Below are 23,001 nucleotides of genomic sequence, written 5' to 3'. Positions count from 1 at the left end.
CGACGACATCCGTATCCCGTCGGAGCGGCGGCGACCCCGTGCGGGCCCGCAAGTCCGCCGAACGGACGGCCGACCGGTGGAGCAGCGACCGCCGGGACGCCGTACGGCGTCCCCCGTTCACCGCGGAGGCCCCATCCCGTACAGGGCCACGGTTTGACGGGCTCTGCCGGTCAGGGTGGTGCGGACGCAACCGCGCCGGACGGCGGTGAGCGAGGCGAGGGCGTGGACGTCGCAGGTGGAACCCCCTTCCGTCAGCAGGAGGTCGGCGAGCAGACGGCCGGCTTCTCGAGGCACGGAGCCGGACCGGCGCCGTGCCCGATCCATGCGACACGGAGGAATCACCCCGGCCCGCGGGCGCTCCCTCTCGTCACTGGCGGCCCGTGCGGGCGGCTGGGGATGCGGGGGCGCCCTGGAGCCAGACGTAGGCGACCGGCTGGGCCTCGTTCCAGGTTGCGGCGAGGACGGGGTCGACGCGCGCGAACCCTGCTCCGCGGTAGCAGCGCAGGGCTCTCTCGTTGTCCGGGTGCACGCGCATGAATACCTCGGAGAAGCCCGCCGCGACGGCCCGGGCGAGGAGGCCACGGACCAGTTCGCGGCCCCGGCCGGTCCCCCGGGTGTCCGGCGCGACGATGATCCGGGCCAGCTCGACCTCGTCCTCCTCCGCGTCGAACCACAGCTCTCCGTAGCCCACGACTGTCTCGTCCTCGACGAGGACGTGGGCCCGGACGTCGGCGTCCCGCTGCCAGTCGGCGATCGTCGCCGGGGGTACGGGGAATTCCTGCCGCCCGCACCACAGGCCCACCTCACGGGCCGAGGTCGGCCAGCCGGCGACCGTGGCGGCGTGAACAGCGGCGAAAGGGAGAAGGTCCATACCCGTCGTTCCCTCCGCAGTCACGTTCTGGCAGGCGCCCCCGCACCGGGAGGCAGGCCGACCCTACGTGCCCCGTACGGGCCGGCGCACCCCGGATCACGTGCACGTTCCGTGACCGCGGCACAACGGCACCGCGCCCACAGGGCGCGCGACGGCCGACGCGTTCACACTGGCAGGACGACGAGTGCAGTGCGCTGCGTGCAGTGCGGCAAGGAGGCCGGATGAGCTGGGCATCATGGACCACTCGCGGGATCTTCGCCGGTCGGGACGGTGTCGTGACCGGCGAAGGGGGACCCGTCCTCACCGGTGAGCTCGACATCCACACCACGTGGACCGAGGTCGAGGGTCTGGCGCACGTCACGGTGCAGTACAGCGGGGCGTCCGACTGGCTTCCGCTTGCCGGAAGCCCCGTCCCCTGCCCCAGTGAGGAGGCCAGCCGCGCCCTGCACGAGGCGGTCATCAATTCGGTACGCGCCGGAGCGACCCTGCCCCTGAGTGCCGGCCTGCCCTGAGCCCCCGACGCCCGGTTCCTCGATCCTCGGGCCGAGGGGGCGGTGCCGGTCGTGGCCGTCAGGCCGCCGCGCTCACGTTCCTGCGGGCCGTGTGGGCCCGGCGTTCCTCCTCGGTGAGGCCGCCCCACACCCCGTACGCCTCACCGGTGCTCAGCGCGTGCCGCAGGCACGCGGCCCGTACCGGGCACCCGGCGCAAATCGCCTTGGCCGCCTCGTCGCGGGCAGCGCGGTCCTCACCGCGCTCTCCCGCCGGGTGGAAGAACCTGCGCGAGCCCAGGCCCCGGCAGGCCGCTTCCGCCTGCCACGCCCAGTGGTGCTCGGCCAGGCCAGGGAGTCGCGACACGTCGGACATTGCTTGCTCCTTCCGCGGGAGGGTGATGACGAAGGCTCGCCTGCTCACGATCCGGCGGATGAAACGTCCTTCGCGACGCGGCCGCCGTCCGGACCCGACGGATGGGCCCGCCGGCCGCAGTGGGGTGGCTGCGGCCGGCGGACGTCCTGTCGGCCCTGCCGTGCCGGGGCGGCTACGCGGCGTCCGTCATGCGGGCGAACACGACCACGTTGCTGTCGTAGTAGTGCTTCTTGGGGTCGAAGTCCCCGCCGCAGGTGACCAGGCGCAGACCCGCGTGGTCGAGGTTCTTGTAGACCTCCAGCGTGGGGAACTCGGCCTTCGGGTACTCGCCGACCCGCTCCACCTTGAACGTGACCGTCTTGCCGTCCTTGCGCGTCACCTTGATGGTGTCACCGCCCTTCATCGTCTTCAGCTTCTCGAACACGGCTGATGCTCCGTTCCACGTGACGTGCCCTGCGATCACGGCCGGTCCCTGGGAGCCGGGTGTCGGCCCCGGCTCGTACCAGCCCGCGAGCGCGGGGTCCTTCGGGGTCTGCATGGTGCCGTCGGCGTTCTGCCGCAGCGTTTCCAACGTGCTGGTCAGGCCGAGCGAGGGGATCGCGATCTTCTGCGGCTCCGAGCGGGCCAGGGCGGGGCCGGCCTTGCCCGCGCCGCCACCCGTACCGCTCTGCGATGCGTCCGCGGGTGCCGCGGCGCCACCGCCGGCGGGAGCCGGCGCGCCGGGTGCGGCGGCGTCCGTTGCCCCTGCCTGCCCGGCCTGCCCCTGCGGGGCGGGCGGCTTCGCGGCGTTCTGGCCTCCGCATCCCACGAGGAGGAGGGCGCCGAGGACCGCGGCGGCCAGAGGGCGTGGGCTGCGGCGACGGGGCCTCGTGGTGGACGTGTTCGCGACGGGCGCGGGTGTCCGCTTCACGCGCCGCCCCCGGTGCTCTTCCGGTCGGCGCGGACGGGGACGGGGACGGCGGAGGCCCGCTTCCGGGAGAGGGCCACCGCACCGGCCGCCGCCGCGAGGACGGTGATCGCGACGCCGTCGCGGACCGTCACCGGCACCGACGCGCTCTGCGCGCTCTCCGGGGAGCCGCCGCCGGTCTCGATGGCTCCGACCGGGAGCGATCCGACGGCCGCGCCCTTGACCTCTCCGCAGTTGGTCGGGGCCGTGGCCTCCTGGGGCAGCTTCGGGTCGAGCTCGCTCTTTCCGGCGCCCTCGAAGTCGTACTTGCGGTTCTTGTTCCGGTCGATGCCGTGCTGTACGACGTGCAGGTCCTTGATGTGCTCGACCACGTCCTGGCCGACGGTCATGGTTCGCTTGTAGGAGAGCTTGCCCTGGTTGTCGGCCTTGGGCATGCGCTCCACGGCGAGACCGCTGGCGGGGGTGGTGTCGCCCGTCGTCGTGAGGGAGATGTTGATGTCGCCGTAGTCGTGCGTGGCCTCGGTGTTGCTGAGGATCCCGTCGCGGTTGGTGTCGTCCGTCGCGTCCGGGCACTTGAAGTCGTGCCCCTTCGTCGAACCGTGCAGGTGCTGGGCCGACGGCTGTCCTGGCACCATCCCCTCGGATTCGATCTGTACGGTCAGCTGGTTGCCGTTGAGGCTGAGCATCACCGTGCCGCGGGAGCCCGACTTGTTCAGCTGCGCCAGGTCGATCTGGTACGCCTTTCCGCCCTCCGCGAGAGCTGGTCCCGAAAGACCGAGGGTCAGGAACACGGCGGCGGGTACGGCGGCGAGAACGTGGCGACCGGCGCGCTTGACTATCACATTCGCTCCTGTTCCGTGGATCCCCAGGACGGGAATCGCAGATCGTACGGGGTGGAAACGAGCCCCCGGCGGGGGACTCGTTCCTTCTTCGGCGCCCCAACGCCTTTGGATGGGTGTCTCTTTGATAATTTTCCGGCGCCCAGTGCGTCCGGCAGCCTGCCCCCGGTCATCCAGATGCGTGACATCGCATCGGCCAGGGCGGGGAATCGTGCGGCCTCACAGAGCATCACCGAGAGCACGAGCATTCCGTGCGCGGTGGATATCGGATCACGGTTCCGGTGCAGCCGCATGACCGCGTCGCCCAGGGGGCGGCGTCCCAGGAGGATCCGCGAACGCCGCACGCCCGCGGCCTTTTCCAGGTCCGTTCGGCGGCCGCCGAACGGCAGTTCCTGGGTTCGGCGGATGCCCGGCGGGGGGGCCGAGTCCCGCACATGGCGCACGTAGGCCTCCGGCGGGGCCTGCCCGTTCTCGAAGGTGTTGCGGAATCCGATGATGCGAGGCTCTGCGCCGTGCAGGCGGAGCTCGATGTACAGCTCGATGAACAAGCCCCGGAGTTGAATGCGGAGGGGGAGGTGGGATTCACCCTCGCCCCTCGGGCCGGCCATGCTGAAAATACCGTGAGCATCTGCGGCTCTCGACCTGATGGTCGACGTCAGGAGCCGGTACTCGTCCACCGATGCGTACGCCGAGGAAAACGACACGGGTTTCAGCATGGCCGCCTGCATCAGGTGGAGGAGCCGGAACCCGGACTCCTCTGCAGTAATCTGAACGGAATCGGTTCGACCTTGCTGTACTCACGCACGCGCATACACCGCCTTCGACATATTCCGATCGCCGACGGGTGAGGTGATCCCCATCGCCGGATTCGGTTTCGGTTTCGGTTCGGTCTCGACCTTTGTAGTCGTCCTGGCGGCGGCCGGGCGAATAGTTGGCCTCTGATGCCAAAAAAATCAGCGCGGGGTCCGGCGTGCGGGATGCGGTCAGTGGGGCTCGGCGGCGGCCGTGACGCCGGCCGCCTGTTCGAGGACCTCCAGGACGGTGTCGCGGAACAGCGTGGTCTTGTAGCCGGTCTGCGGCAGCGGCCTGCAGCGGGCCAGTACGGTCGCTGCTGCCGCGGCGAGGGCCTCGGGGGTGGCCTCGCGGCCGATCAGCGCGGCCTCCACCTCCGGCAGCCGCAGGGGCACGCGTGCCACGCCGCCCGCCGCGACGGCGGCGTGCGTGACGGTGGCCCCGTCGAAGGCGAGCCGGGCGGTGGCCTCGACCAGGGGCCATTCGGCGTGGGCCCGGCTGGTGGCCCGGCGGCAGGCTGCGCGTTCGCCGGGAAGGGGTGCCGGCAGCCGGACCGCGGTGAGGATGCGGTGCGGCGGCAGCAGGTGGTCGGCCCGGTGGAGCCGGTCACCGTCGCCGTACAAGTCGGCGACGCTGCGCGGCTCTTCGTCGTGGATTTCGGCGCGGGCGTCGTAGGTGAGCAGGGCCATCGCCAGGGTCGACGGGTGTGGGGTGATGCAGGGGCCCGCTCCGCTGACGACGCCGAAGTGGTGGTCGCCCTCGCGGGCGGGGCAGCCGGCGCCGCCCTTCTGGAGGCAACTGACGTGCGGGTTGCGGAAGTACCAGCAGCGGTTGCGCTGCAGCAGGTTGCCGCCCAAGGTGCCCGCCGCGCGGATCTGCGGGGTGGCCGCGGTCCCGGCCGATTCCGCGAGGGCCGGCCAGCCGGCTCGCACCTGCGGATCGGCGGCCAGCGCGGCGAGGGTGGTCAGGGCGCCGATCCGCAGCCCGCCGTCGGGCAGCACGGTGGTGCCGTGGAGGTCGGCGGCGGCGTCGAGATCGGTGAAGGGACCGGTGGAGACACCACTGCGCTGCCGGGCGCCGGTGTCGGTGCCGCCGGCGCGCAGTTCCCCGCCGTGGGCCAGTACGGCGTCGGCGAGGCCGGTGAGGTCGGTGCGATCGGGCTCGGAGGTCACGTGCCCAGTCCTTCCAGGAGCCGGTCGGGGCGGATGGGCATGTCGTACGGGCGCCAGCCGGTCGCGTCGTGAACGGCGTTGGCCAGGCACGCCGCGGTGGGCAGGGTGGCGATCTCGCCGAGGCCGACGCCGCCGCCGGGGACGTGCTCGAAGCCCTCCTGGTGGAAGTGGACGGTGATCTCCGGGGTGTCGCCGATGCCGGGGATGCGGTAGTCCTCGAGGTTCTCGGTCAGCACCCGGCCGGTGAGCGGGTCGGTGCGCCGTTCCTCGTACAGGGCGTAGCCGATGCCCTGGACGACGGCGCCCTCGCACTGGTTGCGCGCGAGCCGGTCCTCGTGGATGCGGCCCGCGGCGATTCCGCTCCACACGCGCAGCGGGCGGATCCGGCCGAGGCGCGTGTCCACCTCGACCTCGGCGACCTGCACCGAACCGGTGAAGCCGCGGCCGACGGCGATCCCGCCCAGGGTGAAAGGAGTGACATAGCCGCGGCGGTCGCGCGGGCGCCGCCCGGTCACCCGTACGCCGTGCGCCGCGGACAGCCGGCCGGCCACGTCGGATCCGCCGAGGGCTTCGCGCAACCGGGCGGCGGCGTCCGCGGCGGCGGGCACGAGGGAGGGGGTGGTGCGGCTGCCGCCGGAGGTGGGGCCGTGCACGGTGTCGCTGTGGCCGACGTCGGCGCGCACCCTTGTCTCCGGCAGGCCGAGGGCGTCGGCGACGGCCCGGCGCAGCACGGTCCGCGAGCCCGTGCCCATGTCCTGTACGGCGCAGCGGGCGACGACGACCCCGTCCTCGACGGTGAGCTCGACCTCGGTGGCGGGGTCGAGGAAGTACAGCCAGTTGCCCGCCGCGACGCCGACGCCCCGGCGGTACCGCCCGGTGCCGCCGCGGCGGCCCGTCCAGACCGGAAGCGCCGCTGCCCAGTCGTACAGGGCATGCCGTTTGGGGTTGCCGTCCCATCGGCGGCGCAGGGCGATCGGGTCCTGGCCGAGCCGGTGCGCCATCTCGTCGACGGCCTGTTCCAGGGCCCAGCACATGGTGGGGCCGCCCGGGCCGCGGAACGGGGCGCCCGGGGGCCGGTGGGTGAGCGTGTCGAAGTCGCGGAGCCGGCGGGGGGCCTTGCCGTACATGAACCGGGCCAGGGCCGCGACGGAGCCGCCCACCGAGACCCCGCCGTCGCTGTCCGCGTCCATGGCCAGGGCGCTCAGGTCGCCGGAGGCGTCCGCCGCCATCGCCAGCCGGATGCTGGTACCGGGCCGGTATCCGCCGTCGGTGAGCTCTTCGTCCCGGTCCAGGACGACGCGTACGGGGGAGCCGTGCAGCCGGGCCAGTTCGACCGCGGCGACGACGTCGGAGGTCAGGCCCATCTTGCAGCCGAAGCCGCCGCCCACGTGGACGGCCCGTGCCACGACCCGTTCCACGGGGACGCCGAAGCGCTCGGCGGCGAGCTCGGCCACGCGTTTCACGGACTGTGTGGACACCTGGATGTGGAGAGTGCCGTCGGCCCAGTGGGCGAGGCAGGCGTGGGGTTCGAGGGGGGTGTGGGTCTGGGCGGCGGTGGTGAACACGCCCTCCACGACCCGCTCGGGGTTCTTCGTCCGGGCTTCCTGGATGCGCCGTACGGCCGCGGCGGGGCGTTTGCTCATGGCGGACGGGCCGCGCAGGTTGCCGCGCCAGCGGGCGGGGACCAGCTGGGCGGTCTCCCCGGACCCGGGTGCCCGTTTGCGCGCCGCCTTGTCCTCGTAGACCAGCGGGCCCTCGCCGGCCCGGGCCCGGCGTGGGTCGAGGGCCGCCGGCAGCACCTCGTAGTCCACGACGACGCGGGCGGCGGCCGCCCGGGCGGCGGCCCGGTCAGGCGCCGCGACCGCGGCGACCGGTTGTCCGACGTACCGGACGATGCCGTCGGGTGGCAGCAGCGGCACCAGCGGCAGGTCGCCGGCCTCGAGGGACCGTACGCGGGCGTGCGCGTGCGGCGATCGGACGATCACGCCTTCGAGCAGGCCGTCGGGGTGCAGGTCGGTGGTGTAGCGGGCCGATCCGTCGGTCTTCTCCGGGGCTTCGGTGCGCGCAGCAGCCGTTTCCCTGCCGGTCGGAGCCGTGTCGTGGTCGCCCGCGCAGGCCGCGGCCACCGCCCTGAAGATGCCCTCGTATGCGCCGCAGCGGCACAGGTGGCCGGCGAGGGCTTCGGCGATCACCTGGCGCCCCGGCGGGGTGGTGCCGTGCTCGGCGCGCCACCCCTCGACGAAGGCGGCCGCCTCGACGACGAAGCCCGGGGTGCAGTAGCCGCACTGGAGGGCGTCCTCGGCCGCGAAGGCGCGGGCCACGGGGTGGCCCGACAGGCCCTCGACCGTCGTCACGCGCCGGCCGGCCAGTCGGGCCGCCGGGGTCAGGCAGGACACCCGGGGCTCGCCGTCGACCTGGATCGTGCAGGCCCCGCAGACGCCGCCCGCGCACACCAGCTTGGTGCCGGTCAGTCCCAGGCGGTCGCGCACCACCTCCACGGCGGCCGGGTCGTCGTCAACGTCGACCGTTCGCCGGGTGCCATTGACCTCGAACTCCACGAGACGCACTCCTCAGCCGTGGGGTGGTGACGGCCGGAGCCTGACGCTCCCCGTCACGCTCCTTGATATCCCGCTGCTGGGGCCGGCGCAGTCCGGCGGTGGCCCGTTCGCGTGCGGTCCCGATTGCCCGGGACCGGCATGCGGACCGCGGGGCGGCGGATCGCCGGGCGGCCGGTCGCTACTCCGTTCGCGGGGCGGTCGGCGCGAAGTGCCCGGGCGGTACGGGGGCGGTCGGGCGCGGCGGCCCCGAAAGCCCGCCTCTCGGGGCGCCGCAGCGCGAAGTGGCATCCGCGGATGCCGACATCAGGGCCCTGAGGCCCGAGGCAGGCCGGATCGCGGTCAGGTGGCCGGACCGGGGAGGGTCCCGGCGCGCAGGGCCGCGGCCGCGTGGACGGCGGCTCCTGTGGCCATGGCGTCCTCGTCGAAGACGACGCGGTCGGAGTGGCAGTCGGGGGCCTGCTCCGGTGGGCTTCCCGGCGGGCAGGCCCCGAGGAAGGCCAGCGCGCCCGGCACCTGCTGCAGGACGTACGAGAAGTCCTCGGCGCCCATGAACGGCTCGGGAAGCAGGTGGACGCGGCCGGGTCCGAGGAGCAGGGCCGCGGCGTCGTGGAGGGCCGCTGTGCGGGCGGGGTCGTTGACGACGGGCGGGTAGCCCTCGGTCAGCGTGATGTCGGCGTGCGCTCCGTGCGCGGCGGCGACGTGCTGCGCGATACGGGTGATGCCGTCGCGCACCTGCTGCCGTGCGGCCGGGGTGAGGGTGCGGAAGGTGCCGTGGATCTCGGCGGTGCCGGGGATGACGTTGGTGGTCGTGCCGGCGTGGATCGAGGCGACGGTGACCACGGCCGGATCGAAGACGTCGACGGTACGCGTGACCATGGTCTGCAGGGCCATGACGATCTCGCACGCCACCGGGACGGGGTCGAGGGCCCGGTGCGGTGCCGAGGCGTGTCCGCCGCGGCCGCGTACGGTCACGTGCAGGCCGTCGGATGCGGCGAAGGTGGGCCCGGGCCGCAGGTGCAGGGTTCCGGCGGGGAAGCGGGTGGTGACGTGCAGGGCGAAGGCGGCCGTGACCCCGCCGCCGTCGGGGGTCTCCAGCACCCCGTCGTCGATCATGTGCCGGGCGCCGCCGCCGGATTCCTCCGCAGGCTGGAACATGAAGACGACGCGGCCCGCCAGCAGTGAGCGGCGGGCAGCGAGCAGCCGGGCGGCTCCGACGAGCATGGCGGTGTGCGTGTCGTGTCCGCAGGCGTGCATGGCGCCCGGTACCGAGGAGGCGAAGTCGAGACCGGTCATCTCGTCCATGGGGAGCGCGTCCATGTCGGCGCGCAGCAGGACCGTCGGGCCGGGCCGGGCTCCTTCGAGGCGTGCGGTGACGGAGCTCAGGCGCGAGCCGGTGGCCAGGTCCAGACCCAGCCCGTCCAGCGCCGCCAGGACACTCTGCTGTGTGCGGGGCAGGTGGGAGCCGGTTTCGGGGTGGCGGTGGATGCTGCGGCGCAGTGCCACGATGCCGGGCAGGGCGGCGCGGGCATCGGCGAGCAGCCCCTTGAACGCTTCCGGGGTCGTACCGTCGCCGGCGGGCGAAGCCACGTGCACGGCACCTCCTCCACGAGAACGGACATACGGGGCGCCTGCCATGGTGCCGCGCACCGGGCCCGCCACGCCGGTGCATCGCCTCCGGCGCGCCGCAGGAGTACGACTCGTACGCGGGCCCCCGGGCCTGCGCGGGGCCCTCGCGGCCTCGGGGCGCAGGGGTACGCGGGGCCTTCGGGGGAGCGGAGGCGCCGGCTGCGAGGACCAGGGTGCAGGCCGCCGCCGCTGTCGCCGGCCGTCACGGTCCGACCCATGACCGGCGGTGGCCTCCCGGCCGCGATGGAGCCGTCCACGGGCACGCGGGAGCCGTTCGGCCCGGAGAAGTGGGCTGGCCACCTGCAGTCCCCGACTCCCGAAACCGTGAACTCGCCGCCCTTGATCCGATGGGCGCCGTGGAATGCCGCTTCGGACCGAGCCGGTGTCCGCCTCGGGTCGCAGCCGCAGTCCGGTGCCACCACCGAACGCGGCCACATCCGCCGCCTCATCCGTCGGCACGCCGGTCGATCCAGGCCAGGGCCACCGCGCGTTCCGCCTCGGTCGGGGCGGGGTTCAGCTGGTCCGGGTGCAGGATCAGGAAGTGCTCGCGGGCGGTCCGCAGGCCGATGGCGCGGGCCTCCGCGGAGAGCCCGGGGTGGTCGGCGACCTGCAGGGCGCGCTGCCACCAGCTCCGGCTGCGCGGGTCCACGGCGTAGTGCCACAGGGGCTGCCCGGGGTCGGCCACGCCGATCAGCAAGCGGTGCAGGACGTAGTCGCTGATCCCCGGGGTGCCGAGCAGCCTGTCCGCCACGAGCAGCGGGTGCTCCCCGTCGAGGCGGGCGCGGACGAGGACCCAGGTCATCAGCTGGCCCACGTCGTGGGCGGGCGAGGTGACGAAGTCCCACAGTTCGGCGGCCTTGGCCTCGTCGGGGGCGCCGAGGTGGGTGAGGAGCCGCAGCTCGTCCTTCCAGACCGGCCGGGCCCCGTTCCACCAGGCAACCAGTTTTCCCGCCGCCGGATGGTCCAGGTCGAGGGCGAGACAGGTCAGGGTGACGAGGGGGTGGCGCCATTCGGTGTACGTGGTCCGGTACTTCCTGGTGAGTTCCTTGAACCGGCGTGGCAGCAGCGCCTCGACGTCCGACTCGGTGGCGAGGCCGTGGGCGAGGAGGAGCTCCAGGCAGAAGCCGAGTCCCTGGAGGCCGGTGGCCGGGTCGGCCACCCTGTCCCGCAGCCAGCGCACGTCGCCGCCGGTGAGGGTCCGGTACCGGTGCCACACGTCGCCGAGCCTGCCCTCGGAGGCGGTGAGATCCGGACCGGTGCCGGACAGGAGCGCGTCCCGTGCAGCGTCGTAGCGGTCCACGGCGGCCGACACGTCGGCGGTGCCGACGCCGGGCAGCACGGTGCGGCCGGGCCCGAGCATCTCCTCCCGTACGAGGTCCACCCGGTCGCGGGCGGCGTCCGCGGCGAGGACCCGCAGGGCGCGCGGTAGGCGTTCGTCGGTGGCGAAGCGGACGGCTGCGAGGGCGGAGTACGACTGGCCGGCCCGGTGGTTCGCCCCCGTCTCCCGCCGCCAGTCGGCGGTGACGGCCCCGACCAGCGCCTCGTACAGTCCGCGCGGTGAGGACTCCGGCACGCCGTGCCCGACCAGTTCCGCCGCGAGGGCGGCCGCGGCCCGTACGGCATCGGGCTCGCGGAGCGAACGGTGCAGTGCCAGCCAGGCGCGGACCGCGGCGCGGTCGCCGGCGAGCGCCGTCGCACGTACGACGGCCAGTCCCGGCTCGGACGGCACTCTGGCCAGTTCACCGACCGCCCGGGAGCCGAGGACGGAGACGATGTCCCACGCCTCGCGGTGGCCGTGGCGCAGCAGGGCGTGGAGCAGCTCCCGCCAGGCGGCCCACTCCGTGAGCCGTCCTTCGTACTCCTCACGCCAGGGGCCCAGCAGCCGCTCCGTCTCGTCGGGCGTGAGCCCGTCCCGCCGCTCCAGCGGAACCGCGAACCGGGCCGCGGCAATGAGGTCCGGGGCGTCACGCAGCCGCTCGTGGAGCCACGCTGCCTCGACGGTGGAAAGCGGTCGGTACCCGAAGACGGCTGTGCTGCGGTCCACCGGCTCGTCGAGCGCGTCGAGGAATTGGCGTACGCCGTCGACGTCCGCGGGGTCGGGGAGGCCGGCGTCGTCCCGGTGGGTGATCCGGTCCAGCCCGAACGCACCCTGCGGCCCGCCGTCGACGATCCGGAAGCCGGAGGGTCCGGCGCCGAGCCCGGCGGCGACGGCGGCGTGCTCGCCGCCCCAGTGCAGCAGCAGTTCGCCCCTCAGGGCGCCGGAGCGGTCGAAGGCCCGGACGTGGGACTGCCAGTGCCAGTAGGCGAAGGTGACGGGACCGGTGAGCCCCCGGGACCCGGCGAGTTCGGCGGCGTCCTCGTGACCGTCGGTCTGGGTGTGGCGGCCTCGGGTCGGCGGCGGAAGCGCGAGGAACCGATCGTCGCCGAGTCCCCGCCACCAGGCCGTGACCGCGGCGAGGTCCGAGCGTCTGCGCTCCCTGCCGCGAACGGGGCCGGTCGGGGCGGTGTTGCGCTCGTTCACGTGCTGCTCCCTGGGTTTTCCGGTCCGTCGCGGACGGCCGCCCCGTCCTTCGGGTCACCCTGCCACAGGGGTCGGACAGTCCCCTTTCCGGTCGGTGGCCCGGCGCCCGTGCCTGTGGCCCGGCTGAAAAGTTCGCTCAGCCGAGCGTGACGTCGGGCCCGGGTCTTTTCCGTCACTCACAGCGCGGCGATGAGTTTGTCGCTCCCGGCCGGTCCAAGCTCGTGACACCCCAGGAAAGGACACCGCCATGTCGGAGCTTCTCGTCGACTTCATCACCTCCCTCGACGGCTACGCATCGGGAGAGGGATGGCCCGGGTTCTGGGGCCTCGAGGGCCCGGAGTACCTCGCGTGGCTCGGCGATCAACCCGAGGCCACCTACCTGATGGGAGCGAACACCTACCGCCTGATGTCGGGCTTCGCCGCAGGCGAGGTCCCGTCCGGCCAAGGCGATTTCAGGCCCGAGGAAGAGGCGTCCGTCGACGAGCTCACGCAAGCGTCCAAGGTGGTGTTCTCCTCCTCACTCGAGGAGCCCTTGACGTGGTCCAACTCCACGCTCGTCCGCGGCGACGCTGTAGAGGCGGTCCGCGCCATGAAGTCGAGTGGCTCGGGTCTCCTCAGCACGATCGGCAGCCTCAGCCTGTGCCGGTCCCTGCTGCGAGCCGGACTCGTCGACCGCTTCCGCGTCGTGATGTTCCCGGTGATCACCGGGGCCACGGGCGCAGAACGCATCTATGACGGCTATCCGGACGTTGCCCTCGAGATGACCGATCACCGCACCTTCGACGGCAGCATCCAGCTGGTCGAGTACAAGCCCCGCGTGCTCGAGCACCCGCCGCTCGGCGTCCCTGCGTGACGTCGGCCCCGTCCGCCGGTCTGGACGCCTGCCAGGCCGGCGCCGACGGGCCCGGAGCACGACCTCGTGCAACGGGGCGCCACTGGCCACGAACGTCCCAGCCTTGCGTCTTTTCGCCATTCGCGCACCATCAGTTTTGAACAGCACGACGTGGGCGGAGCACTGCCGGCCGACGCTGGTTCACCGAGAAGTCCGCGAATGACGGACACAACGGCGGCTACTTGCTTACCCATCCGTGATCCGCTATCCCTCGGGAAATCCGATCGCCTATCAGGGAACATAGGGCATTTGCCTGTCACCCGATAATCCCAAACCGGGTGGTGAACGCTGGGCGTTCGGATCAGTGGCGGGTCCACCTACTACACTCCGGCTCACTATCAGACGTACATTGTGGACCGGACCCCCGACGGGTGGATTGATGAAGGAAGAGATGTCGGCGATCCGGATCGCCCCATGGATGCATGTCGTCGCGCCAGGAGGCGGTGTGCCTCTCGATGACCTCCTGCCTGCGTCAGGCAGTGTGTACGTTGCGCGTCTCAACGGTCAGGAGATGCCCGACGAGGCATCGACGTTCCAGCACTTCTGGGAAGTGCTGAAGTTCCCTGACTACTTCGGATGGAACTGGAACGCATTCTACGATTGCGTGCGCGATCTTTATTGGCTTTCGGCGGGCAGTCGAATTCTGATCATCGAATCCGCCGAGAGCGCGCTTTCCGAGGACGGCGACGCCCGAAGAATCTTCTTCGGATGCCTGTGGCGCGCCGGCCAGCGGGGGGCCTACACCGAGCGACCTGGAGGCGTGACGCTCACGAAACTCTCCGTTGTCCTGTCATGCGACAAGGACGCCGTATCCACCCTCGCCGAACAGCTTACAGAATGGCAGAAACAGACCAGTTGGTGAGCCCACCCAGCCTGCGGCCTGCAGCCAGTCGTTCAGCGTCAGCGATACCAAACGGCAGCTGCCAATGTGGCCGCAGAGTAGCTCGCGGCGGCATCCGGGGCCTGGATCGTCTTGGAGGCCGAAGCCGGCTTCTCGATGACGCCGCCCCTCGCCCGCACCTGGGGTATCCGTCGGTCCCGCACCCACCCTTTACTCAAGGGCGCACGCAAGAGCTTCTTCCGGAAGGACTACTGCGACCGGCTGGTGCGGGCACATCCAGCTCGACGGCCCGATCGCGGTGGTCCGGGACAACCTCAACACCCATCTGTCCGCGCGGCTGAAGCGGCACGAGGCCGAGCACGACTGGCTCACCACCGTCCGGCTTCCGCCCTGTGCACCCGACCCGAATCCCGTCGAGGCCGTCTGGTCGCTGGTGCGCAGAGCGATGGCCACCACCGCCTTCGACACACCCGACGACCTCGACGTTCGCCCCGCGCGGCCCCCGCCCGCCCTCGCCAAGGTCCACCGGCGTGCCGAGGCCGCGCGTAATGCCGTCGCCGCCGTCGAAGGATGCCCTTCCCTGCCTGCTGCGCCTGCTCATCGAGGAGGGAGGCCCTCCGAGCCAGTAGTCCAGTGCGGGGTGAGGTGCGCACAGGGTGGCGGGTCGACCGACACCGGGAGGGCAGCGCGGGAGCGTGCGCGGCTGCAGTCCGTGGCGTGTGAGGAGAGCTCCTCGGTGTCCAGCACCCGGTCCTTCCTCCCTCCTAGACGCCTCGACCGTCCGTGCCGCTGCGGCACGACCCGACGCGCAGGACGAGGATCAGCCTGTGAAGGCGGGGAGCACGAGCTGGTACGTCCCGTAGTTCATGAACCCCGCGATGACGGCGGAGACCGTCGAAACGACGAGGATGAGCACCATGTCGCCCGTCGAAGGGCAGACGGCGGCGTAGGCGGGGTTTTTCGGGTGGTAGGCGATCCGGGCAGCCCTCCCCTTGTTGTGGCCGATGATGTAGCGGGTCACGCCGTCGGTGGCCGTGAACGCGTGGACGGTGTCGCCGTCGTCCTCCCGGAACACCTGCCGGCCCTCCACGGTGATGCCGTAGCGGGGCAGGTACCAGTCCCGCCACACCATCGCGAACAGCATCACACCGAAGTAGGAGCAGGCCACGCCCGTCGCCCCGAGCAGCAGCGTCGCGATGGCCCGACTCCAGTCCCCGCCCAGCACACCGACGACGACGGCCAGGGCTGCGATGGCCGCGCAGCCGGTGTACATCAGCCGGATGCCATGGGAGGGCAATCCGACTTGGACCAGGTTCTCATCCGCTGCGTCTTCGCCCTCGTCACCGATGACCAGGCTCCGGATCACGACAAGCGTGGAGCCGTCGACTGACTCCTCGTCCGCGGTCTGTTCCGGCAGAGCGGCGTTCACCGCGTCGGCGAAGACGCCTGCGGCGGCCGCGCTGACATCGCTGACGCGGTACACCGTCGGATCGACTCCCGCCGGAGCGGTCAGCTCCAGGAGGATGTCGCGCCGTTCGGCGTGGACCCGGGCGATCGCGGCGAACGGTATGCGCAGCTCGGCGTCCGGACGCCGCAGCAGCAGTTCCTCACCGGTGGAGCGGAGTTCGATGCCCCTGTCGCCACGGAGGACGGGGACGGGCGAAGAGATCGACATGCGCGTGATCGTAGGTGGCGAAGTCCCTGCTGGTGAAGAGTCTGCGGGGCTTTCGGATTGAACCTGTGGTGCCTTACCGTCCGTCTGTGAACCTGGTGATGACCGTGCTCGTCCTTGCAGCCCTCGCATCCGCGGCCTTCTGCTTCTTCGGCCTGGTGCTGATCAAAGGCGAAGGAGCGGAGCTCAAGAAGATGAACGAGCTGTACGAATCCGGCGTCGAGGTGCGAGCGGAGCTCGTGAGCCTAGTGCCGTTCGGTACCAACGGTTACGCGAGCGCTGTCTACGAGTGGCAGGCCCCGGAAGGCTCCGGTCGGCACCAAAAGGGTGCGAACGTGGGCCACGCCCACGTCGTCGGACAGAGCTACCCCCTCGTCTTCGACCCGCAGAACACCAGGCGGGTGCACCTGGGGACGAAGGTCGCGGTCCGCAGGGAGCGCAAGCGCCGCCTGGGCTACGTGCGCAACGCCCAGCGAATGGCCCTCCTGGGCCTCGCGGGCGGCGCCTTGGCGACGGTGGGGCTGATCATCAGCCCCTGACGGCCGTCAATGTTCAAAGTTCGCCCAGCGCGACCGCGAGCTGCCTACCACCATCCCGGCCCGATCGGCGAGGGCGGGGTCATCTCCGAGTGCGCGGGGAGCAGTCCACTGCTTCGTCAATATGACGAGGCACTGTCCCGGCTCGACCCGACGGGGTGGGCACAGCGCATGACCAGAGGCCGCATCTCACCGGCAGCGATCAGGAGCATGCCTAGCGGGACAGTCGGCCCAACACTGCACGGAACCTCTCCCGCCCTGACGTGACGCTCGCGTCCCACAGGCCTGAGGCGTCACCGCTCAGCGCAAGGGACTGGAGCCGTTGTTCCTCGGCGAGAAAGCCGGCACCCGCCACCTTACGGTCCAGCATGCCCATCGCGGTGAGCGCTGCGTAGCCGCAGGACACCCCGTCATCAGCGTTTCCCGTCCTGCGCCCCGACAGGGCATACCGCAGGCAGAGGACAGCGGAGAAGGCGTAGGTGTCGGCGACATCGGTGATCCCCTCCTCTTCCGGCTGAAGCTCTGGGAACCGCTCCAGCGGGCGCACGCGCTCGGCGGCGTCGGCGAGCGGCCGGTCGGTACACCAAAGATCGCGCACGGACTCCGCATACAAGTCCGGGTCGGCTTCCCCCCGGAGCACCCGCCCGCAGGCCAGGTGCTCCTACGGCTGGGGGCGGAGGGCGACGTACCCGCGGGACTGGACCGTTCTCCCAACGACAAGCTGTACGAGGCTGACGTAGAGCTGCCCGGGCCGGCCGGTCGCGGAGGCGGGGGCGGACAGGAGCGGACCTTGCGCCAGCCATGGCGCTGCGCCCTCCCGACCGTGCGGCGGCCGGCGGCGGGGGCGGCTTCGGCCGTAGCGCGTCCCGGGAGCGGGGGCCGGCTCTGTCCCGCGCGCTGCATTCCGGCATGGATTCGGGATGGAACGGGGCCCGTGACGTCCTTGCAGTTCAGCATGTTTCGGTCACCTGTACGATCCGAGGCGTGATCGTTGCTTCCATCGACCCCACCTCGCAGCCTTTCGCCGTCGGCGAAGCCTTCGCCTACCTGTCCGCCGCCGCTGCAGGCATCGGCGCGCTGTGGTGGCTGACCCGTGCCTGGCGCGCCGAGTCCACCTCGCCGGGCACTGATCCGGCGCTTGCTGCGCGGGGGAAGAGGAAGCGGACCTGGTTCATCGCGGGCGTGAGCGTGTTCATCGCCGCGGCCGCGAGCGTGAAGTCCGCGGCCGCCTACGATCCCGAACCCCGCGCCGTCGAGACGCGCGCCGCGGACGGCACCGAGGAGTACCCCGTCATCGTCCTGCCGGAGCTCTTCGACCGCTTCCGCCTCCTGACCGGGGAGGACGCCACACGCGCCGAGACCGAGGCACTGGCCGGCCGCGAACTCCCGCACAGCATCGGGACCGGCTTCTACGACCAGGACGCGAACGGCGCATACGACCTGTTCGTCCTGGTCACCAGTGCCGACTGGGACCCCAAGGTCGCCGAGTCCAAGGCCACCAAATCGATCTCGCAGGAGTTCCGCAACTACTTCGCCGGCGCGAAAGCCCGCGACGTGACCCGCTTCGACCCCGGACGGCACGGCGGCGGCCTCGCCTGCGGCCACGTGAGCGGCCCCGACGGCGACCAGACCATGTGCGCATGGAGCGACGCCGCAAACCTCGTCGGCGTACGCCACGTCCACGAGACCGACCTCGCCGCCGCCGCCCGCACCACCCTCGCACTGCGCGACGCTGCCAGCAGGTGACACAGCTGTTCCGCGGTCCTCCGCCACGGCGCGGAACCTCGCGGCGAGACCTTCGTTCGCGGGGGCGGGTGGCGATCTAGCGCCGGGATCCTCCATCCGCAGGCCCGCTGCGCCCGCGCTGGATGCCGCGCATGCTCAGAGGCGCTCGGTGCGCCGGAGGGCGGGACCGAGAGCGGTCGATGCAGTTGCCGAAGGCCATAGACGGGGCCGCCGACGACGCGACCGGTCATGTCGTATGCCGCCCGTAGCGTTGCCCCCATGCAGACAACTCTGATGATCTACGATGGCGCCGCACCGGCCGACTCCGACGTCCCGCGTACCGGGGGCGTGCCGCTCGCTCCTGCGGGATTCACGTGGCCCATGTGCGGCTCCTCCTGTGGAGGGCCGTTGCAGTTCTTCGCTCACCTTCCCGTCGACGACGGCGTCCTGTCGGTATTCGTGTGCCAGAACGACCCCGGCGCATGTGAGTTCTGGGACCCGGCTTCCGGCGCGACCCGGGTACACCTTTTTCCCCGTGATGGACTGCAGCCGGTGGCTGTGCCCGCGACGGGAGTGACGCTCCTGCCCGCTACCTCGGCCATTCGCCCGCACACCGTGGCGCTCGGCCCCGGGAAGAACCACGACCACGACGAACTCGCGCCTGACCCGTACGACCTTGCCCGCTCGGGATGGCAGCGGGAACCCGAAGAACGATTCGGGAAGCAGCGCGAAGTGCTCGGCTCGGTCGGAGGCAGCCCCTCCTACCTTGAGGACGACCGAGTGCCCGCATGTCCCTCCTGCGCCGGCACGATGGAGTTCGCGGCGCATCTGGAGGAAGGCATCTCCGCGCAGACCGCGATGAACCTCGGCGGCCAGCTGGGCTACGTCTTCGTCTGCCGCGCTTGCCGCGAAGGTGCCTTCCTCACCGCTTGAGCACGCGGCAGGGCAGACGCGGCTGGGCCACCCGCCCACCCGGAAGGGGCGCAGGTGCTGTGGCCTCGGCAACCCGCCCGATGCGAGGCAGGGGACGCGCCTCGGGACGGCCTCACGGCCCGAGGCGAAGCAATCCTGCCGGCCGTGCGGCGGCCCTGGCCGCCGCCCCCTGCCACTTCCAGGGACGGTGGTCAACGGGCCTCCTGCCCGCGCCCACTTCTGACGGTACGGCCGAACCCGGCCCACCATCCGGGGCCACCCGCCCGAGCCGGCGGCACGTTCGGCGATGTTCACCACCTGGTGCAGAACATCGTGGACAGGCTCCGGCAGCACATCAGCGAGGTGAGGGGGCGAGCGGGGAACGGCCGGCCGTCCGCGTCGCAGTCGGCACGACGCCCCCAGCCCCTCTCGCCTCCCCGCTCGGCCCGATCCGGCCGAGGATGGCGGCACGCGGAACCCAGCGGCTTGAACATGTTCATTCTTCTTGCGAGTCTATGAACCCGGCTCAGGAGCAGGCGCACAGAGTTCGCTCCCGTCTGTTGCGCAGCCATGGTCCACCCGCCGCGACGCGCACATTCCTGACGCCTGTCGCATACGCGCCCTGTCCCCCAGGAAGGGATTCATGGCCATCCAGGTTCCGCCGCCCGGCCCACCACCACCGCCCGGATACGTTTATCGGCGCCCACCGCCACCGCCGGATGGCAACGGCGTCGCGAGGGCCTTTGCGTGGTCCTGCCTCGGCGGTACCGCGGTCGTACTCCTGTTCCTCCTGTTGATTCTTTCCGGAGGCGACTGGATTTGAGCCCGCCGGCGAGCAGCGCCTCGCGAACACGCGCGCCTTGCTGCTCGTTCTCGACCCCGCCCTGACGCTGCGGCTCCGCCGCCGTCCGGGGTAATGGCCGCTCCTCCCCCCCTTCGCCTGCCGGGAAAAGCTCCGGCCACCGCCTATTTTGTGAGCGAATCAGCGATCGTCGAACATCGGAGCGCGCACCTGTGAAGGACTCCGCCAAGACCAACGACATGCCTCGGCGTCACTTCGTGGCCCTTTCCGGCGCCCTGGGTGCAGGAGCACTTCTGACCGGGGCGGCCGGCAACGCGGCCGCGGCGGCGCATCCGGGTTCCGCGGCAGGCGCTGGTCCGTGCTGCCCCTGCCCCACGGACCCGAACCCGCCCGGGTCCGGCCAGGCCCCGTGCCCTCCCTCGCAACTCCAACCCCTCTGCGGCAGCCCCGCCGACACCGACCCGCTGTGGCAGGACGTGCAGTACTGCACGCAGGGGATCGTCCCGCCGTCCGGTATCCGTCCCACCTGCCTGAAGACGATGCCCAACTACGTGGTGCTGCACGGCCGACCGCAGTCCCCGAACAATTACCTCCTCCTGCCCAGCTGCCGCATCACGGGCATCGAGTGCCCGTTCATCGTGACGCCGAACGCCGCGAACTACTGGCACGAAGCGTGGGAGACCGGCCGCCCCGGAGGAGACGTCCCGGTCCAGTTCCCCAACATCGGTCTGGGCATCAACTCGCGGGCCGCCCGTCAGTTCAACCAGCTGCACATCCACATGGCCGGCGTCCAGGCCAGTACGCAACAGCGGCTGCAGGCCCTGGAGGCGGCGGGGCGTGTCGCCCTTCAGCCCTCGCAGTGGGGAGACGCGCAGTTCCAGGCGCTGGTGACGGGAAAAATGGGATCGGGCGACCGCACGTACCGGATCCTGCGGCTCGACACGCTCACGCAGAATGTCTTCGAGCTGCTGAACGTCAACGTGGTGCGGCGGTTCGGTCTGGACATGGCGGGCCAGACCCTGATCGTCGTACCGAAGAGGACGGCGAGCGGTTACACGGGAACCTTCTACGTCCTCAACAGCGACTCCTCTCTCCCGTCCGGTACGGACACCTGCGACCACCTCCTCATCTACACCTGAGCCGGCACGCGGGAACCGCGCAGCTCCGGCGGGTGAAGAGCAACCGCTCTTCACCCGCCCGTAGGCGGAACACCTTCTTGGGCACCAGGTGCGGCGCGGGCGACGGCATGCCGAGCGCCTTCGCTCCGGCCGGGCTGTAACGCAGGAGGTCCTGCACGAGCGTGTCTGCGGCCTGCCGGCCGAACCGCTGCGGCTGACCGTGAGCGGTGAGCGATGAACCCGAACAACGATTTCATCGCTGGGAGGAACCGGGCCGCCGGGCAGCCGTACGGGCGCTGTCCGGTGTTACTCACCGGAGTCAGCGTCCCGCCGAAGCGCGTCCCTCACCCGACGCCAGGCGTCGATCAGGGGCAGTAGCTGGGTCAGGAACTCCCGGGCCGCCCAAACCGAGAACGTTGCCACACCGGACCAGGCCAGCACCCAAAGAACGACTGTTGAATCCACCGTTCGGCATCCCCTTGTTCGCTGGGCCGAACTGCGCAGGATTGCTCAGTTCGGCCACATCGAGTGGCTGAACTGAGTTCCCGTGCCGGTGACTGGAGACTCAGGTGTTGTCGCTGATTCTCTGGCTGTTCGTAGCGTTCTAACGGCTTGGCCATGCCTTTGGGTTGCTCGTCCTCGGGCCACTGGCAGCACACGCAGGACATCCGGACCCTGCGTGGTCCACCCGTGCCTGGATCCTTGGAAGACCTCGCTGAAGGCCGACGGTTGGACCCGGACTCACTGACGCAACCCTAGTCTCCCGGTCCGAGCCGTGCCGCCTGAAATAAGGAATCCCAGCATCGTCCTGTGCTGTCCCGCGCCTTTCGCGCCTCGGTGCCGGACCGGCGAGCCGTATGTGAGGTCCCGTAGCGCAGGTGAGCCGTGGAGGCGAGGGCGGGCCGTACCTCGTCGCCCTCGCCCCGGCGCCGAGCGGGTCAGGCGCGCGATCGGCGTCGTCGAGCCCCGGTACGCGTGCGCCGGTGTGCTGTCCGGCTCCGCCGCCGACCTCGACGGGGAGCAGTGGGCGGCAGAGCGGGACGGCGAGGCCGCCGGGGCGCCGATCGAGCCGGGGCTGCGGGCCGCCGGTGGAAAGGAGCGCGTTCGGGCTGGAGCGGTCCCGCGCGGTGACACGGCCGCCGGCCCGGGGGTCCGCGGCCGTGTGGGGGCGTCTCTCAGCAGCTCATGGCCCAGGTGTGGGAGTCACCGTCGTCGTTGGCAGCGCTGTTGTGGGCGACCTCCTGGCCGGGGGTGAGGCAGAGGGTCATGTGGCCGCCCAGACCGCTCGCCGAGTACACCCGCACGTGGTCCTTGATGCCGGGGCCCGAGATGCCGTGGTTGGCCCACGAGGAGTCCTCGTCGGCGATGTAGCTCTCCCACCAGGTGTCGTCGCCGCTCCAGTTCGCCCGCTGGCCCTGGTGGTCGGCGTCCGTCCAGGCGCAGAACTCGCCGACGGGGCATTCGGCCGCTCCGGCCGGCGCGGCTGCGGCGAAGCCCGCGGCGAGGACGAGGAGCGCGGTGGCGGCGGAGGTGGTCAGCCTGCTCTTCATGAGGGGTCGTGGCCTTTCCGGTGGGGGGTGTGGTCGGCGGACAGCAGCGGGGCTACGCGGTGCAGGGCGCGATCGCGCAGCCGGTCATAGGCGGCGATGTCGTCGCGGTGTGCGGCGCGGACGTCGGCGAGGCGGGCGGACTCCAGCCGGCCGCGCAACTCTTGCAGGCCGGTTGCGCCGATACAGCGGGCATCGTGGTCCTCGCACGCCGCACGGCGTGCGAGAGCCGCCCGGTATTCGGGGTCTTCCATGAGCCGGGCCTGGGCCTCGGCGCGCAGGTTGTTGACGGTGACCTCGGCACGGAACCAGCGGGCCTGGTCGCCGTAGAGGAAGCGGTGCGCCTCGGCCAGGCAGCCGTCGGTGTGGGTACGGACCGTGTACCCGGTGGCGAGCGTGACCGAAAGCTCGGCGGGGGCAGTCCCGAACAGCACGTCCTGCCGCGGAGGTGGTCCTGCAGCCCCGCGGGCTGTGAGGCAGCGGTTCACCAGTAGCTGCTGGGCGGCCTTGATCAGGTCACTGCGGGCCGACTCCGACGTGGGCAGCTTCGGCTGGGACGGTCGCGCGCACGCGCTGGCACACAACACCGCCAAAACGATGCCGGTCGCCCCGCGGCGGATAGCCCGAATCCGGGCAGCGCCAACCCTCACACCACCTCGAACGATCAAGGACGGCCGCGGACACGGTGAACGACGTGTTTGCCGTGCCGCGTTCAGTCGGCCGGCCTGCCGCGCACCGCGGTCGAACGCCTGCCGTCGGCCATCGGCCCGCAGGCGACCCGCTGACACCCGTGCGCCCGAGACCAC

At 71.6% G+C, this 23,001-nt stretch carries 20 protein-coding genes and 1 pseudogene; 8 read left to right on the top strand and 13 right to left on the bottom strand.

Annotation, left to right across the window (positions count from 1 at the left end):
* Window positions 1-367: 367 nt before the first annotated feature.
* Complete coding sequence (locus ACZ6JS_RS34870; protein ID WP_469304033.1) at window positions 368-871, bottom strand: GNAT family N-acetyltransferase; 504 nt, start codon at window positions 869-871, stop codon at window positions 368-370.
* A gap of 221 nt (window positions 872-1,092) precedes the next feature.
* Here ACZ6JS_RS34870 and ACZ6JS_RS34865 point away from each other — a divergent pair, with 221 nt between their 5' ends.
* The gene (locus ACZ6JS_RS34865) at window positions 1,093-1,383 is read left to right on the top strand and encodes a hypothetical protein (protein WP_469304032.1); all 291 of its coding nucleotides are present in this window, start codon (window positions 1,093-1,095) and stop codon (window positions 1,381-1,383) included.
* 58 nt (window positions 1,384-1,441) lie between these two features.
* On the opposite strand, the gene ACZ6JS_RS34860 is transcribed toward ACZ6JS_RS34865, so the two are convergent.
* From ACZ6JS_RS34860 to ACZ6JS_RS34825, 8 genes are all read right to left on the bottom strand, one after another.
* Window positions 1,442-1,735, bottom strand: coding sequence for a WhiB family transcriptional regulator (locus ACZ6JS_RS34860; RefSeq protein ID WP_469304030.1), 294 nt, complete (start codon window positions 1,733-1,735; stop codon window positions 1,442-1,444).
* Between the two features lie 172 nt (window positions 1,736-1,907).
* A complete protein-coding gene (locus ACZ6JS_RS34855; RefSeq protein ID WP_469304028.1) occupies window positions 1,908-2,645 on the bottom strand; it encodes a class F sortase in 738 nt (245 codons plus the stop codon).
* Window positions 2,642-3,484, bottom strand: coding sequence for a hypothetical protein (locus ACZ6JS_RS34850; RefSeq protein ID WP_469304027.1), 843 nt, complete (start codon window positions 3,482-3,484; stop codon window positions 2,642-2,644). The genes ACZ6JS_RS34855 and ACZ6JS_RS34850 overlap by 4 nt, the downstream gene beginning before the upstream one ends.
* Window positions 3,481-4,029, bottom strand: a complete 549-nt coding sequence (locus tag ACZ6JS_RS34845; protein WP_469304025.1) for a ribosome-inactivating family protein — start codon at window positions 4,027-4,029, stop codon at window positions 3,481-3,483. The genes ACZ6JS_RS34850 and ACZ6JS_RS34845 overlap by 4 nt, the downstream gene beginning before the upstream one ends.
* A 435-nt stretch (window positions 4,030-4,464) precedes the next feature.
* Window positions 4,465-5,445: an FAD binding domain-containing protein gene (locus ACZ6JS_RS34840; protein WP_469304023.1), complete on the bottom strand. Its 981-nt coding sequence runs from the start codon at window positions 5,443-5,445 to the stop codon at window positions 4,465-4,467.
* Window positions 5,442-8,003, bottom strand: a complete 2,562-nt coding sequence (locus tag ACZ6JS_RS34835) for a molybdopterin-dependent oxidoreductase (RefSeq protein WP_469304022.1) — start codon at window positions 8,001-8,003, stop codon at window positions 5,442-5,444. Before ACZ6JS_RS34835 ends, ACZ6JS_RS34840 begins: the two co-directional genes overlap by 4 nt.
* 339 nt (window positions 8,004-8,342) lie before the next feature.
* Complete coding sequence (locus ACZ6JS_RS34830; RefSeq protein ID WP_469304021.1) at window positions 8,343-9,590, bottom strand: M20 metallopeptidase family protein; 1,248 nt, start codon at window positions 9,588-9,590, stop codon at window positions 8,343-8,345.
* Between the two features lie 484 nt (window positions 9,591-10,074).
* Window positions 10,075-12,150 carry a hypothetical protein gene (locus ACZ6JS_RS34825; protein WP_469304019.1) on the bottom strand — a complete coding sequence of 692 codons (2,076 nt, stop codon included), beginning with the start codon at window positions 12,148-12,150 and terminating at the stop codon, window positions 10,075-10,077.
* 247 nt (window positions 12,151-12,397) lie between these two features.
* Between ACZ6JS_RS34825 and ACZ6JS_RS34820 the strand changes: the two genes are divergently transcribed.
* The 3 genes and pseudogenes from ACZ6JS_RS34820 to ACZ6JS_RS34810 form a co-directional block, all read left to right on the top strand.
* Entirely contained in the window at window positions 12,398-13,003 is a 606-nt protein-coding gene (locus tag ACZ6JS_RS34820) for a dihydrofolate reductase family protein (protein WP_469304018.1), read from the top strand.
* Window positions 13,004-13,421: 418 nt separating this feature from the next.
* The gene (locus tag ACZ6JS_RS34815; protein ID WP_469304016.1) at window positions 13,422-13,904 is read left to right on the top strand and encodes a barstar family protein; all 483 of its coding nucleotides are present in this window, start codon (window positions 13,422-13,424) and stop codon (window positions 13,902-13,904) included.
* Window position 13,905: 1 nt separating this feature from the next.
* Window positions 13,906-14,367: pseudogene (locus ACZ6JS_RS34810) on the top strand (transposase); the annotation flags it as partial.
* Between the two features lie 336 nt (window positions 14,368-14,703).
* Here the strand turns inward: ACZ6JS_RS34810 and ACZ6JS_RS34805 are convergent.
* Window positions 14,704-15,558 (bottom strand): hypothetical protein, encoded by an 855-nt coding sequence (locus tag ACZ6JS_RS34805; protein ID WP_469304014.1) that lies wholly within the window; start codon window positions 15,556-15,558, stop codon window positions 14,704-14,706.
* Window positions 15,559-15,644: 86 nt separating this feature from the next.
* Between ACZ6JS_RS34805 and ACZ6JS_RS34800 the strand changes: the two genes are divergently transcribed.
* Window positions 15,645-16,094, top strand: a complete 450-nt coding sequence (locus ACZ6JS_RS34800; RefSeq protein ID WP_469304012.1) for a hypothetical protein — start codon at window positions 15,645-15,647, stop codon at window positions 16,092-16,094.
* Between the two features lie 211 nt (window positions 16,095-16,305).
* On the opposite strand, the gene ACZ6JS_RS34795 is transcribed toward ACZ6JS_RS34800, so the two are convergent.
* On the bottom strand, window positions 16,306-16,689 hold the full coding sequence (locus ACZ6JS_RS34795; protein WP_469304011.1) for a hypothetical protein: 384 nt from the start codon (window positions 16,687-16,689) through the stop codon (window positions 16,306-16,308).
* Window positions 16,690-17,075: 386 nt separating this feature from the next.
* Here ACZ6JS_RS34795 and ACZ6JS_RS34790 point away from each other — a divergent pair, with 386 nt between their 5' ends.
* The 3 genes from ACZ6JS_RS34790 to ACZ6JS_RS34780 all read left to right on the top strand — a co-directional run bounded on the left by ACZ6JS_RS34790 (window position 17,076) and on the right by ACZ6JS_RS34780 (window position 20,669).
* The gene (locus tag ACZ6JS_RS34790; protein ID WP_469304009.1) at window positions 17,076-17,837 is read left to right on the top strand and encodes a hypothetical protein; all 762 of its coding nucleotides are present in this window, start codon (window positions 17,076-17,078) and stop codon (window positions 17,835-17,837) included.
* Window positions 17,838-18,065: 228 nt separating this feature from the next.
* The gene (locus ACZ6JS_RS34785) at window positions 18,066-18,749 is read left to right on the top strand and encodes a YwqG family protein (RefSeq protein ID WP_469304008.1); all 684 of its coding nucleotides are present in this window, start codon (window positions 18,066-18,068) and stop codon (window positions 18,747-18,749) included.
* Between the two features lie 1,320 nt (window positions 18,750-20,069).
* Window positions 20,070-20,669, top strand: coding sequence for a CDP-diacylglycerol diphosphatase (locus ACZ6JS_RS34780; protein WP_469304007.1), 600 nt, complete (start codon window positions 20,070-20,072; stop codon window positions 20,667-20,669).
* A gap of 1,154 nt (window positions 20,670-21,823) precedes the next feature.
* On the opposite strand, the gene ACZ6JS_RS34775 is transcribed toward ACZ6JS_RS34780, so the two are convergent.
* Both ACZ6JS_RS34775 and ACZ6JS_RS34770 read right to left on the bottom strand, forming a co-directional pair.
* Window positions 21,824-22,198, bottom strand: coding sequence for a peptidase inhibitor family I36 protein (locus tag ACZ6JS_RS34775; RefSeq protein ID WP_469304005.1), 375 nt, complete (start codon window positions 22,196-22,198; stop codon window positions 21,824-21,826).
* The gene (locus ACZ6JS_RS34770; RefSeq protein WP_469304003.1) at window positions 22,195-22,629 is read right to left on the bottom strand and encodes a hypothetical protein; all 435 of its coding nucleotides are present in this window, start codon (window positions 22,627-22,629) and stop codon (window positions 22,195-22,197) included. The genes ACZ6JS_RS34775 and ACZ6JS_RS34770 overlap by 4 nt, the downstream gene beginning before the upstream one ends.
* Between the last annotated feature and the right edge of the window lie 372 nt (window positions 22,630-23,001).

Source organism: Streptomyces sp. NPDC046349, assembly GCF_055587885.1.
Note: the sequence above shows the minus strand (reverse complement) of the source record. Positions and strands in the feature narration are given on the sequence as shown.